Genomic DNA, 14,175 nt, shown 5'->3' on the forward strand with positions numbered 1-14,175 from the left:
TTTGAATAGGCCAAGCGTCCGATAACCCGAGGTGCCCATGAACAACAATAACGTTATGGCCGAGCCCGTCGCACAGACTGTTGAAGAAACGGAACAGACCAGGAAAGCAAAGAAGGCCACCAGGGCCGCTGTATTTGGAACGTTTGTCGAGTACTACGACTTCAGCGTCTACGGGTACGTAGCTGCCACCCTCGCTATGGTTTTCTTTCCTTCCGATGATGCGACGACCGGGCTGCTAAACACTTTCCTTGTGTTTGGTTCAGCGTTTTTGGTGAGACCGCTTGGCGCTATCGCATTCGGCTGGTTAGGGGACAAGGTGGGCAGACGCTTCAGCCTGATCGCCAGCATCACAATGATGGGAGCTGCGGCCACGCTTATAGGTCTATTGCCCGGCTACGCGCAAATCGGTGTTTGGGCCCCCATACTTCTGGTCGCACTGCGCATGCTTCAGGGATTCTCCGCTGGTGGCGAAATCGGGGGCGCCGCTAGCTACATCCGCGAATGGGCGCCACCTAAACGCCGCGCCCTATACATCTCTTTCCTCCCCTCCATCGCTCAGTTCGGTAAAGGCCTGGCGGCCGCCATTGCTGGTCTTGCTGCGGCAACCCTCGCCGATCCCGAGATGCTTTCGTGGGGCTGGCGTATCCCGTTCCTGCTGGCACTTCCACTGGGCATCATTGGTCTTTACATGCGACTGAGCATTGAAGACAGCCCTGAATTCGCATCCAAGAAAAACGATGCGAAAGTCAAACAAGGTCAACCTTTTGCCGAGCTGATTCGCGACTATCGCAAGCCTTTGGCCAAGGTGATCATGATCGCTATGGTTCAGAATATCGGTACCTACATTGGCACCGTATTCATCGCGGCCTACTTCAGCTCCATCCTGGGATATTCGAAAGGCGCAGCCTCTACTATCGTTCTGATTGCCGTAATCCTAGCCGCATTTTTGATTCCTCTCGCCGGCCAGCTCGGCTCTTATCGCGGCGGCAAATCCATCTTGCGATACGCCTACGTGGCCTACGCCGTAGTGTCGATTCCGTCCTTCATGCTTATGCAGCAAGGCTCGGTCAACCTGGCAATGGCTGGACTAGCACTCGGCATGATTCCGTACGCACTCTGCCAAGCGGGTACTTACTCGGTGATGCCGGAATTCTTCCCGATGCATATCCGCCACACCGGAGTTGCATTCGGCCACAGCGTAGGCGCGGTCATTGGCGGCGGTTCAGGCCCATTCCTTGCGACCTGGCTGATCGGTGCAACCGGCAACCAGTCCACCCCCGCGTACATCTTGTGTCTGTCAGGTCTTCTGGGACTAATCGTTATCTCGACCGTTCGCAGAAATGCGCCGGCGGCTGGCGATGACGCCAATACCCACCAATTCTCTTAAGGTGATGATCATGCCTTTGATTTATGTGACTAGCCCGATCCACCCAGACGTACTGAAAGCGCTCTCCTTGGTGGGTGAGGTTCGACTTGGCTATGGCCCTGACGCGGTCTCTTACGCAGACATTCAACAGCAAGTAGATGCCGTATTTTTGCGCGGTGGTCATATCTCTGCAGAGATGATCGCCACCTCCCCGAACTTGAAAATCGTCGCAAGGCACGGCGCGGGTTACGACAACGTGGATTACAAAGCAGCAGCGGAACTCGGCGTCTGGGTCACCAATACACCAGGCGAAAACCGCAGAAGCGTGGTGGAACACGTGTTCGCTCTGTTGTTAGGTTTGAGCCGCAAAATTCAGCTGGCAACCGACCAGACCCGCAACGAAATCTGGGCAGCCGATCGACTGGCCCTCACAGGTATTGAGCTCGAGGGGCGCACTTTGGGCTTGATCGGATTCGGCGACATCGGTCAGCACGTTGCACCCGTTGCTGAAGCTTTCGGCATGAAGGTGCTGGCGACCGACCCAGCCTATGACGCGAGCTTTGATAAACGCTTGGTGGATCTCGACACCTTGTTGGCACAAGCAGACGTAGTAAGCCTTCACGTGCCTCTGCAACCGGGCACCGAGAACCTCATTGGCGGGGCTGAAATCGAGAAGATGAAGACAGGCGCCATCCTGATCAACACCAGCCGTGGTGGAGTGATCGATGAAGCGGCGGTTGCCGAAGCGCTTCGCAGCGGGAAGCTAGGCGGTGCAGGTGTCGACGTACTTGCTGCGGAAAACACCGACATGATCACCCCGTTTAGCTGCAACACATTCCCCGTTTCAGACCTGCCCAACCTGCTCGTCACGCCTCATGTTGCAGGACAAACCAATGAATCATTACTGCGAGTTGGTATGAGCGCGGTAGAGGCCATTTCTGCGGTCTTGCGCGGTGAAGCGCCGCTGCACCCGGTCAATAAACCTGTATCCAAGACGTTCAACTAATAGCGCTTTAACGGATTCACGCCGAGGTCACCATGTTTATCAATGTATCTGATGAAAGCATCACCGTGAGCGAAGATTGGGAACGTGCGTCCCTTAAACAAATTGAAGAGATATCGCATTACCCGGTCGCACTGATCGGCGATGTAATGCAGCGTCTGGGAATGATGGCTTCTGCTATCCACCATGTAGCGGGTAAAGCTTCGTTCTTCGGTACGGTACTGCCTATCCTCACGTGGGAAGGTGACAATTTAGCCATCCACAGGGCATTGGACGATGCCAAGCCGGGTGATGTCCTAGTCATCAACGGCAACGGTGAAACCAACCGTGCTGTCTTTGGTGATCTGTTGGGGGAGGTATGCCTCGCCCGCCAGGTCTCGGCAGTAGTTATAGATGGTGCCGTTCGCGACATTGAAGAACTGAACGTCATGGGTCTGCCGACCTATGCACGAGCGGTGAATCCAGCGGGCCCGTCCAAATACGGCCCAGGTCAGGTGGGTTCGCCAGTCGCGTGTGGCAACGTCGTGTGCAATCCAGGGGATGCGATTTTGGGCGACAGGGACGGAATCATCGTCATCAGCCGCCATTTGGTTCCATCGCTGGCCGACAAGCTGAAAATCCAGGATGGGATCGAGAACACTTTCAGAGAGAGAGTCCGCGCGAGTATTCGCTAATCGTCGTCCGCGAGTATATGGGGACTAACAGTTGGCCTCCTTTGGACAACGTTTAACGTTAAAACTGACTGTCACGACATGGTGCATCTTGCGTGCTGGTCAACTCAAAACCCAAACCACCGAAAAACATAAAAATACGGGAGTTTGATCATGCGCAGACGTTACTGGGTATATGGACTTTTGTTTTCGCTGACCGCGATCAACTACATTGATCGTATGGCACTGGCAATTGCCTCTCACCAAATCACTCAAGAATTCGACATTAGCCCATTCATGCTGGGGCTTCTACTGTCCTCTTTTTTATGGCTTTACCTCTTTGCACTCATCCCTATGGGCATGCTGGTAGATCGATACGGCACCAGGCTTGTCAACTCTTGGGGTATCGGTGTCTGGTCGGTGGCCACCCTTCTCTCTGCAGCTTCCGGCGGTTTCTTCTCGATGCTTATCACCCGCCTGCTGATGGGTGTCGGAGAGTCGACATCGTACCCCGCTGGGGGACGCGTTCTGCGCGAATGGGTACCTGCAGGTGAGCGCGGATTGGCGACCTCGCTGTTCCATGCCGGTAGCCTGATAGGGCCAGCGATTGCTGCATTGGGATTGAGCATTGTCGTCAACAGCTACGGATGGCGGGTCGCTTTCGTTATAGCTGCCGCCGTTGGATTCTTATGGCTGACTGCCTGGCTAATCTGGTTCAGACAGCCTGAAGTCGCGCGCTGGTTATCTGCCGAAGAACGGGACTTGATCCTGAGCACCCGGGACACCGGTATCGCCTCACAAAACACGGACGAGCCAAAGCTGGGTTTGAAAGCGCTGCTTCGTTCGAAAACTATCTGGGCAATAACGTTCACTCATGGTTGTGCGGTGTACACCACTTATCTTTTTCTTACTTGGCTGCCGAGCTATCTCCAAGCTGAAAAAGGGCTGACTCTTTTGAAAAGCGGTCTGTATACCGCCATCCCATATCTCGGCGCAGCTGTATTGGGGATCGTCATAGGATTGCTGGGTGACCGCGTCATGAAAGGCAAAGCGCTTGGGGGAGGCCAACGTCGAGTAGTAGTCGCAGCTTGTTTGTTGATGTCGACACTGATCTTCTTCGTGCCGTTTCTGGACGATATACGAGTCATACTTGCCTGCTTCACCATTTCCCTGACGGGTTGTACTGCCGCCGTTGCCGCTAACCTGTCTCTTATCAACGACCTGATTCCATCGAAGGAGGACTCCGGAACGGCCATCGCGGTCATCAGCACTGGCGGTAACTTCTTTGGCATCTGTGCACCTATTGTGACCGGCTATGTGATCTCAATGACGCACCAGTACCACTACGGTTTCGTCATTGCCGGGGTGCTACTTGCGTTGGGCGCTCTCATCTCAATGTTTTTTACGCGCAAACCGATTGGCCAAACAAAGGAGACCGACCATGTACGCGTCGCCGCCCGTACTTCGCACTGAAGTATTCGCCACTTACCCTTCCTCCCTTCAAACGGGAGACGAACGCTCCAGCTGGAGCGTGGCGCAGCCCGGAAAGCACATTTTCAAGAGTTTTCTAGAGGGCCCTTCCTTCGACAAAAACGACGTGCTGTGGTGTGTGGATATCGTCAACGGACGCTTGCTGAATGTCGATAAGGGTGGCGTGTTCTCGGTTGCTGCTGAGTACGATGGCTGGCCGAACGGCCTGAAGATCCGTGAGGATGGGCTGGTGTTTATCGCCGATTACAAACACGGAATCATGACTCACGAACCAGGCTCCGGAAAAGTAACGCCGCTGCTTGAGCGCGCAGGCGTAGAACGCTTCAAAGGCGTTAACGACCTGTTCTTCGCTCGCAATGGCGACCTCTACTTTACCGATCAAGGTTTGACGGGACTTCAGGATCCGACTGGCCGCCTGTTTCGCATGACGGCGAGCGGGCGAATAGACTGCATCCTCGATGCTGTCCCGAGCCCTAATGGTTTAGTGATGAACCCGGACGAGGATGCGTTACTCCTTGCGGTGACGCGTGCGAACGCCATTTGGCGTGTCCCTTTAGACGGCTACGGTGCCGCAAAAGTGGGCAACTTCATCCAGCTGTCTGGAGGTGTCGGCCCTGACGGTCTGGCGTTGGATTCCGATGGCGGCCTTTGGGTCGCACACGCTGGTCTGGGCTCGGTTTGGGGCTTCAGCGCAATTGGCGAACCCCGGGCAAGAGTGAAAGTACCGGCAGGATTGCTCACAACGAACCTGGCCTTCGCCTGCGACGGCAGCACCAATCTCTATGTGATCGAGTCATCCACCGCGACTATCCACCGCGTCGATGCATCTGTGCCTGGAAAACTAATGGCCTCACACGGTTAACGAGGTCGACGCCTCCCCCTTCTGCCAATACGTTATCCATTCAAAAAACCGCATGCCGGTTGGAGTTTTATCATGATCGCTCGGTTGCTACCGTCCAAAAATCAAAGCGTGAATTACGACGAATTTCTAAAGCAGCTCGCTAGTGCGGGCTTCCGAGGAAACATCGCCCACAGCTATGGCCAGCGGATTGTGCTTGCAACGGATAACTCGATTTATCAGCGTTTACCTCAAGCAGCTGTGTTCCCACTGGATGCTCAAGACGTTGAGATTCTTGCAACGCTGGCGGCTAATCCCGAGCATAGAGCCGTTGTCCTGACACCAAGGGGTGGCGGAACAGGAACCAATGGCCAGTCGTTGACCGATGGGATCGTCGTCGACCTGTCACGTCACATGAACAGCATTCTTGAAATCAATGCTGAAGAGCGCTGGGTGCGCGTCCAGAGTGGCGTGGTCAAGGATCAGTTAAATGCGGCGCTGAAACCCTATGGGCTGTTTTTCGCGCCGGAACTCTCCACCTCCAACCGGGCAACGATTGGCGGCATGATCAACACCGACGCCAGCGGCCAAGGAAGTTGCACCTACGGCAAAACCCGCGACCACGTTATCGAGCTTTCGACGGTGTTGCTTGGCGGTGAATTACTAAACAGTGCGTCAATTGGAACAGGTGCTCTGGAGCGAGAGACTGCGCGTCAGGATCGGATTGGTGAGGTTTACCGATGCGCTGTCGACATTGCGGATAACCAAGCCGATCTAATTGAGCGAACGTTCCCGAAACTGAACCGCTGCCTCACCGGCTATGACCTGGCACACCTTCGCGAGCGGGGCAATCGATTCAACCTCAACAGTGTGCTGTGTGGCTCTGAAGGCTCCCTAGGTTTTATCGTTGAAGCCAAACTCAACGTCTTGCCGATTCCCAGATATTCAATTCTGGTCAATGTCCGTTATGCCGGGTTCATGGATGCGCTGAGGGATGCGAATGCGTTAATGCTGCTCAAGCCGTTATCGATTGAGACTGTTGACTCCAAAGTCCTCATGCTTGCGATGAAGGACATCGTTTGGCACGGCGTCGCTGAATACTTCCCTGAAGATCCCGGCATACCGACCTTGGGCATCAACCTCATAGAGTTCAGCGGGGACGATGAAGCCGCCGTTCAGCAAAGCGTTCATGACTTTGTATTGCATCTGCAGCGCGACACCTCCGTGGTGCGCCTGGGCCACACCCTTGCCATAGGTGCCGATGCACTGAAACGCGTCTATGCGATGCGTAAGCGAGCGGTCGGCTTGCTGGGCAACGTCAAGGGTGAAGCCAGGCCGCAGCCGTTCGTTGAAGACACCGCCGTGCCACCCGAGAACCTTGCTGAATTTATTCAGGAGTTCCGTGCGCTACTCGACAGCCATGAACTGCAATACGGAATGTTCGGCCATGTCGATGCCGGCGTCCTGCATGTGCGACCGATCCTCGACATGAAAGACCCCACTCAAGCAGCCATGATCCGGCCCATTTCCGACGCGGTCGCAGCCTTAACTCAAAAGCATGGCGGCTTGCTGTGGGGTGAACACGGCAAAGGGTTGCGATCGCAGTATGTTCCGGATTTCTTCGGCGACCTCTACCCTGCCCTGCAACAATTGAAAGCCGCTTTTGATCCAAACAATCAACTCAACCCAGGCAAAATTGCCACGCCGAAGACAATTCCGAACGCGCGCCTGACGCAGGTAGACGGTGTAGGTTTACGCGGCGAACTTGACCGCACTATTGACGAGCGTGTCTGGCAATCCTATGACGCAGCCCTTCACTGCAATGGCAATGGCGCCTGCTATAACTTCGATCCTGACGATGCGATGTGTCCCTCATGGAAAGGCACGCGTAATCGAGTGCATTCACCGAAAGGACGTGCCTCGCTGATTCGCGAGTGGTTACGACTGCAAGGCCAACAAGACGTTGACGTAATGGCTGCCAGTGATCACATTCGATCAACGAGTACCGTTACAAGCATCGCAAAGCGAGCCGTCAACACCGTCTCCCAGAAAATGGGGCAGCAAGACTTCTCCCACGAGGTCTATGAAGCAATGGCCGGCTGCCTGGCATGTAAATCCTGCGCAGGGCAATGCCCGGTCAAAGTCAACGTGCCTGAGTTCCGCTCCCGCTTCCTTGAGCTGTACCACAGCCGCTACCTTCGTCCACTCAAGGACTATCTGATAGGTTCGCTGGAATACACAATTCCCTACATCGCTCGTACCCCACGTCTGTACAACTTTGTCATGGGCGCCCGCCCCGTTCGCTTCATCCTTGAGCATGTTGCCGGCATGGTCGACAGCCCTTTGCTGAGCATCACGAACTTCGACGCCATGTGCCGGCGTTGGAGTGTAGAGATCGCCACACCTGAACGTCTGTCGACACTGGATACGCAGCAGCGTGCGCGCAGCGTAATCCTTGTCCAAGATGCTTTCACCCGATACTTCGAAACCCCCGTGTTATCGGATTGGATCGAACTGATCTCAAGGCTTGGCTACCAGGTTTACATCGCACCCTTTGCACCCAACGGGAAACCGCTTCAGGTGCAAGGTTTCATCAAGGCTTTCGAAAGGGCCGCACATTTCAACGGCGAAAGTTTGCATGACCTTGAAGGCTACGAGATACCGCTGGTAGGACTAGATCCCGCGATGACGCTAGTTTATCGCCAGGAATATTCAAAGACGCTGGGCAGCGACCATGCACCCACCGTATTGCTACCTCAGGAGTGGCTCGCCGGTGTGCTCCCACAGGCTCAAGGCGTCAAAGGTGCTGCTCCGTATTACTTCCTTCCTCACTGTACTGAAAAGACAAATGAGCCGAACAGCATTGGCCTTTGGCAGGAAATCTACGAGCGAATAGGCCTCTCGCTGAAGGTTCAAGCGAGCGGCTGCTGCGGCATGTCTGGCACATACGGTCACGAGACACAAAATGCGAAGACTTCTGCCGTTATCTATAGTCAGTCATGGGGCCCGCTGGTAGAGAAATTCAACCAATCCGGGCGGCTGTTGGCCGATGGGTATTCGTGCCGTAGTCAGGTCAAGCGCAAGGACGGCGTGACGGTCTTACACCCCCTGCAGGCGCTGCTCGCTGTGATGCGAAAAACAGTATCATAGGCTGGTGGTGAGCCGTCGAAGGCGGCTGATGAAACAGCTTTCGACGGGTGTAGCCAAGTAGCCTTCTGTGAAACTGCGCAAGGGCCACCTGATGTTCAGCCAAGATAAGAAAGACCTAACATCACGCCGGTCAGCGTGAAAAGCGCCAGTACTGTGGATGCAGCAATACTGGCAGTCACTTCCTGTTCAGCCACCTTGTAGCGTGTGGCATAAAGGTAGACGTTGGCGCCGATGGGCAGCGCAGCGGAAAGAATCATCACCTTGAATCCAACGCCCTTCAGGCTTACCAAAATACCCAGCGCCAACATGACCAGAGGATGAATGCAGTTCTTGGTCAGCGCCAAGGCCAGTCCCGTTTTGATATGCGCGAGATTTCTGCTCATTGCCAGTGTTGCCCCTACTAGCATCAGTGCAATCGGGGAAAACGCGTTGCCTATGAGCAGCAGGGTTTTATCCAGAACCGGCGGCAGTAAAAATCCAGTGGCGGAGAACAACAGGCCCATTAATATCGGAAGTGGTACCGGGTGCAGAAGGGTGGCGCGTGTCGCCCTCAGGAGAGTGGCACCCAGCTTCAATAGCCGAGAACCCCAACCGGTAGTGGCCAAACCGGCGCTCGCCTCTCTGGCATCAGCGAATTCAACCAGGCTGGTGACCATCGTAAGCATTATGAGTGAATGCACAGACATCAGCGCGAACAGTGTGACTAGACCCTCCTCACCATAGGTCATGTTCACTAAAGGTACGCCTATCATGAGCGTGTTGGAGAACGTGGTGGATAACGCGAGCACTGCAGCCCGCTTATTGAATCCATGCCTGACCATGACTATTCCAAACACGATCCAGATCGCGCAGAAATAAATAGCCACTGGAGTGAAGTCAATTTCCGCCAAGTGAACGGAGGCCATGCTGCGAAAGAGCAACGCGGGCGCGAGCACGAGAAAGGCGATATTGGAAACGTCCTGCATCCCCTCTGCCCGGAGCCAGCCAAACCTAACAATGATGTAACCCAAAATAATGAGCGTAACGACTGGAATCAGTGCTTGAAAAACCGGGCCCAGCATTAAGTCCACCTCAAAATACCCTAATCATACGCGCGGGCAGAGCGAGAAATAACCCCGGTCTGCTAAGCCATTGCTAGCTTGAAGCGCCGGCGTAGAAAAGTCGCCGCATCTAAGGCTTGGGCTGGCATCGAATGTCAAAGTCATGAAAGTAATGACCGAAGGGCGACTGTCGATGCCAACAGCACAGGGCCTGAGTGCTACAACGCCTGATGGCCGCTACTTTGTTGTCAAAGGTCTGCGATGGCGCTGTTCGATCCCCACCCTAGATCAATCTGAATGGCATTGAGTGGCCAGCAGGCAAACCGGCGGCTCGCTTTTTCGGGACTGGCAAAGCGGTAGGCAAGTGGGTAGTCAGGGCCATAATTAATCAAGCCCTGTCCTTGCCTTCGGTTATCGAGGTGTGATGATGGCTTTGAATCAGAGAAAGCGTTGATATCGTGAATCTTCCCCTTCGCTCACGACCTAGATGATGAGTTTCGCGCGGTCACGCTTGAGTTGCGTGACGAGCGTGAATCGATCGTCCGGATGAATTGTCTCCGATGCAACCATCAGGTTGCCGTCCTGATCCCGGTACTGCCGCAGGATTTTCAAACCGGGTGAACCGGGCTCGGCATTCAGATGCCTGGCGATCTCAACGCTCAGCAGCACAGCCCGCACTTGCTGGTCGACCACTTCGATGTGGCGTCCGAATTTCTGTTCAATCAATGCAGCAATCAGTTGATCAGGGTGTTGTTCGGCCAGCTCAATCACGGCCGCATACTGCTCGAGCGCGTAGACGTCAGTCCAGCAAAGCGGCGCGAGGGCATTCTGCTGATCAACACGAATACTCGACACGCAAAAATAGTGTTCGCCTGGCTCCAGGCCGAGCCTGCGAGCCTGCGCAATATCCGCCACAAAATGAGTGACGTGCTGAATGCTGCGCACCTGAGTTTCCGCCAGATGCGCGAGGTCTGAGACTGTCGCCAGCGACTGCGAATACCCACCTTTAGGCGAAATCGCTTCAACGCGAGTGCCGACCTTCTTGCGCCGGGAAACCATCCCCTGAATCTGCAATTGAGTGATAGCGGCTCGAATCGTGTGCCGGCTGACGGCATACAGATCGCAGAGCTCGAACTCCGTAGGCAAGAGTGATCCCACCGGAAATTTTCCGCTGGCGATGCCCTCCATCAGATCCTTTGCCACCAACCCATAGCGAGTCTCGTTCATACCTTCCGTCAGCCCCCGACCGTTACCGAGTTGACAGTGTATCAGCGAAGGCGCAAGACTTATGTACGGACATAAAAAATATGTACGGCCAATAACAACATATTAAGGATTTCCCATGTCTACTACCGTTTTCGATTCCGCCCTGTTCCGCGACATGTTCGGCACCTCCGAAATGCGCGACGTCTTCTCAGACAAAGCCCTGATCCTTCGCTACATCGAGGTTGAAGTTGCACTGGCGCGGGCCGAGGCTCGCTGCGGCGTAATCCCGGCCGAAGCCGCCGAACAGATCGCTGCGCTGTCCCGGTTCGAAGCGCTGGACATGGCGCTGATGCAACACGAGACCGAAATTGTCGGATATCCGATTCTGCCTCTGGTCGAGCAACTGTCGAAGATCTGTGGTGAGGCCGGACGTTATGTTCATTGGGGCGCCACTACGCAGGACATCATGGACACCGCCGTCGTCCTGCAAGTGCGTGCAGCTCTGGCAATTGTCGAACGTGATATTCAGGCAGTTCGCGGGTTGCTGGCTGATCTGGCCGTGCGCTACAGGGACACACCGATGGCCGGCCGTACGCATTTGCAGCACGCGTTGCCGATTACCTTCGGCTACAAATGCGCGGTCTGGCTGAGCATGTTCGACCGCCACGCCGAGCGCCTGGTGGAACTGCGTCCCCGTGTCGAAGTGGGACAGTTCGCCGGCGCGGCGGGCACCCTCGCCTCCTTGGGCGACAAAGGGCTCGAAGTTCAGGAAGCGCTGATGAGCGAGCTTGGGCTGGGCGTACCTCAAGCGACCTGGCACGTGGCGCGTGATGGGCTCGCCGAGACGCTGAACTTCTTGGGTCTTGTCACTGGATCGCTAGGCAAGGTCGCTCTCGACGTCATGATGATGATGACCAGCGAGTTGGGCGAAGTGTATGAGCCTTTCGTCAAAGGACGTGGCGCGAGCAGCACCATGCCGCAAAAGCGCAACCCTATTTCCTGCGAGCTGATGTACGCCGCCGCCAAGGGCGTGCGTCAGCAAGCCGGCCTGATGCTGGACGCGATGATTCAGGATTTCGAGCGCTCGACCGGGCCGTGGCAGGCAGAGTGGATGGCGATCCCCGAAGCGTTTTCGCTGAGCGCTGCCTCACTGGCCCAGGCGAAATTCATGCTCGCCGGGCTCGAAGTGCGCACCGAACGCATGCGTCAGAACCTCGAGATGACCCAAGGGCTGATCGTCGCAGAAGCCGTGATGATGGGTCTTGCGCCTGCGCTTGGCCGACAGGTCGCCCATGACGTTGTGTATGCGGCGTGCCGCATGGCTAACGACCAGCGGATAAGTTTGCTTGATGCCTTGCTCGCTCAAGGTGAAGCCACAGCCGAGCTGGACATTGAGGAGCTCAAACGCCTCACCGACCCGGCCAATTACCTGGGCCTGGCGCCGCAGATGGTTGACATCGCCATCCGCCGGGAAGGTGCCGTCAAACGCTGATCCTGTGCAAGGGCTCGATCCAGTCGGGCCCGCTGTGTCGCTTGCCAACAAAAACAATGAGACTGCAGACATGTCCAATTCCGGCAAAAAACCGTTCTATAAAGATCTAACATTCCAGGTAGTGGCCGCAATGGCGTTAGGCATTGCCTTCGGCTTCGTCGCGCCCGAGGCGGCCGCCAATTTCAAGATTCTTGGCGACATCTTTCTCAAGCTGATCAAAACCGCCGTAGCGCCGCTGGTGTTCTTCACCGTTGTCCATGGCATTGCATCAGCCGGCGATATCAAGCGCGTAGGCAAGGTTGGCATTCGCGCCTTGATCTACTTTGAAGTGGTATCCACGGTTGCGTTAGCGGTAGGCCTGCTGTGGGGCAATCTGCTTGAAATCGGATCGGGCATGCACAATGCCCATCCGAGCAGCGCTGCTGCCGCCGCTGCAAGTGCCGCAGTCGCCAAGGGGCACGCGCCCGCGTCGACCATGGACTTCATCTATGGGATTTTTCCGGATAATTTCGTGGGTGCGTTTGCGGGTGGTCAGCTCCTGCAAGTTCTTGTCATATCGGTGCTCTTCGGATTCGCCCTGCTGGCACTCAAGCCCGAACGTCGCGAAGTCATCGAAGACGGTCTGAGTCGTATCTCAGAGTGCTTCTTCGAGTTCATCAACCTGATTATGAAGTTCGCACCGCTGGGCGCTTTCGGCTCTGTGGCCTATGCCGTCGGCAGCAATGGCACTGCGGTTCTGATGTCCTTGGCCAACCTGGTGCTGATGTTCTACGTGGCGATCGCCTTCTTCATCTTTGTCGTGCTGGGCACTGTCTGTCGGCTGGCAGGATTCAGTCTCTGGCGGTTCCTGAAGTACATCAAGGATGAAGTCTTCATCGTGCTTGGCACAGCATCTTCCGAAAGTGCCCTGCCGCGTCTGCTGCAAAAGCTCGAGAAGTTTGGCTGCTCCAAGCAAAGCGTTGGCCTGGTACTGCCTACTGGGTATGCCTTCAATCTGGATGGCACCTCCATTTACATGTCGATGTGCGTTCTGTTCATTGCCAACGCCTACGGTGTCCCGCTGACATGGGAACAGCAGCTCGGCATCATCGCCATCATGCTCGTCACCTCAAAGGGCGCCGCCGCTGTATCCGGAGGTAGTTTCGTGGTCTTTGCTGCCACCGTGACTGCCATCGGCTCCTTACCAGCAGAAGGATTGGCTTTGTTGTTCGGCGTTTATCGATTCATGTCGATGGCCATCGCGACCTGTAATACCATCGGTAATAGCGTCGCTACCGTTGTGGTCTCCAAGTGGTCAGGTGAGTTTACGGAACAGACAGCGAAAGCGGAGTATTCGCGTGTTTTAGGGCGGAAGCCTGAAGCTGCCCTGTAGGCTTGGACGGGTAAGCGATCCCGTCTTCCTGCCGCACACCACCCTGTGCGGCAGATGTGAGTGACGCGATACTCAACGACGACAGCCATTCGGCTGTCCGCTAGTTAGACCTGTGTCCAATATTTTACTGACGCCTATGCCAAGCCGAGTATCAAGCGCTCGAAGCAATCGGCTTGGTGACTGAAAGTGATAGACGACACCATGGCGTCATGGGATGAATCTTACGACACCAGATGGCCGCTACTTTGTTGGCAAAGGAAAACTTTAGCGCTGCGCCAACCCTGCTTTGGATGAAACGGAGAGGCAGCGATGGGTCAATGACTTGATGCCTGCGGGGCGAGCAGTGAAGGCAGCGAAAGCCTCAGGTGACAAGCGAAATGAAGGAGGCGCGAGCAGCCGTCGATGTGGCCAAGACCGGTCTCGGAGAACGAGGCCCGGTTTGGTGGGATGGTGGCCAGCCAGATCTGAACAAGCGCAAAGTGACCAATACACCTTACGCAGAGTGGTACCGGTGACTAGGCGAATCTGCCTCTTCGTAATTTATGGTCGTCCCAGGAGGCTCGATAA

General features: G+C 55.5%; 10 protein-coding genes and 1 pseudogene. 9 read left to right on the forward strand and 2 right to left on the reverse strand.

The window, feature by feature from the left end; genetic code table 11:
- The first annotated feature begins 37 nt into the window (after positions 1-37).
- The 6 genes from ACWKWM_RS06080 to ydiJ all read left to right on the forward strand — a co-directional run bounded on the left by ACWKWM_RS06080 (position 38) and on the right by ydiJ (position 8,498).
- Positions 38-1,387 (forward strand): MFS transporter, encoded by a 1,350-nt coding sequence (locus tag ACWKWM_RS06080; protein ID WP_483845253.1) that lies wholly within the window; start codon positions 38-40, stop codon positions 1,385-1,387.
- A gap of 10 nt (positions 1,388-1,397) precedes the next feature.
- On the forward strand, positions 1,398-2,372 hold the full coding sequence (locus ACWKWM_RS06085; RefSeq protein WP_483845254.1) for a hydroxyacid dehydrogenase: 975 nt from the start codon (positions 1,398-1,400) through the stop codon (positions 2,370-2,372).
- Positions 2,373-2,404: 32 nt separating this feature from the next.
- Positions 2,405-3,043 (forward strand): RraA family protein, encoded by a 639-nt coding sequence (locus ACWKWM_RS06090; protein WP_483845255.1) that lies wholly within the window; start codon positions 2,405-2,407, stop codon positions 3,041-3,043.
- 150 nt (positions 3,044-3,193) lie between these two features.
- Positions 3,194-4,492, forward strand: coding sequence for an MFS transporter (locus tag ACWKWM_RS06095; RefSeq protein WP_483845256.1), 1,299 nt, complete (start codon positions 3,194-3,196; stop codon positions 4,490-4,492).
- Complete coding sequence (locus tag ACWKWM_RS06100; RefSeq protein ID WP_483845257.1) at positions 4,461-5,372, forward strand: SMP-30/gluconolactonase/LRE family protein; 912 nt, start codon at positions 4,461-4,463, stop codon at positions 5,370-5,372. Before ACWKWM_RS06095 ends, ACWKWM_RS06100 begins: the two co-directional genes overlap by 32 nt.
- 72 nt (positions 5,373-5,444) lie before the next feature.
- Positions 5,445-8,498, forward strand: a complete 3,054-nt coding sequence (gene ydiJ / locus ACWKWM_RS06105; protein WP_483845258.1) for a D-2-hydroxyglutarate dehydrogenase YdiJ — start codon at positions 5,445-5,447, stop codon at positions 8,496-8,498.
- A 95-nt stretch (positions 8,499-8,593) separates the two neighbouring features.
- On the opposite strand, the gene ACWKWM_RS06110 is transcribed toward ydiJ, so the two are convergent.
- On the reverse strand, positions 8,594-9,559 hold the full coding sequence (locus tag ACWKWM_RS06110) for an AEC family transporter (protein ID WP_483845259.1): 966 nt from the start codon (positions 9,557-9,559) through the stop codon (positions 8,594-8,596).
- Between the two features lie 462 nt (positions 9,560-10,021).
- A complete protein-coding gene (locus ACWKWM_RS06115; RefSeq protein ID WP_483845260.1) occupies positions 10,022-10,765 on the reverse strand; it encodes a GntR family transcriptional regulator in 744 nt (247 codons plus the stop codon).
- 115 nt (positions 10,766-10,880) lie between these two features.
- Between ACWKWM_RS06115 and pcaB the strand changes: the two genes are divergently transcribed.
- From pcaB to ACWKWM_RS06130, 3 genes and pseudogenes are all read left to right on the forward strand, one after another.
- Positions 10,881-12,236, forward strand: coding sequence for a 3-carboxy-cis,cis-muconate cycloisomerase (gene pcaB / locus ACWKWM_RS06120; RefSeq protein ID WP_483845261.1), 1,356 nt, complete (start codon positions 10,881-10,883; stop codon positions 12,234-12,236).
- Between the two features lie 70 nt (positions 12,237-12,306).
- Positions 12,307-13,608 carry a C4-dicarboxylate transporter DctA gene (gene dctA / locus ACWKWM_RS06125; protein WP_483845262.1) on the forward strand — a complete coding sequence of 434 codons (1,302 nt, stop codon included), beginning with the start codon at positions 12,307-12,309 and terminating at the stop codon, positions 13,606-13,608.
- 214 nt (positions 13,609-13,822) lie between these two features.
- A pseudogene (locus ACWKWM_RS06130) lies at positions 13,823-14,123 on the forward strand (hypothetical protein).
- The last annotated feature ends 52 nt before the right edge of the window (positions 14,124-14,175 follow it).

The sequence above is a fragment of the Pseudomonas rosaeacicularis genome, assembly GCF_057128745.1.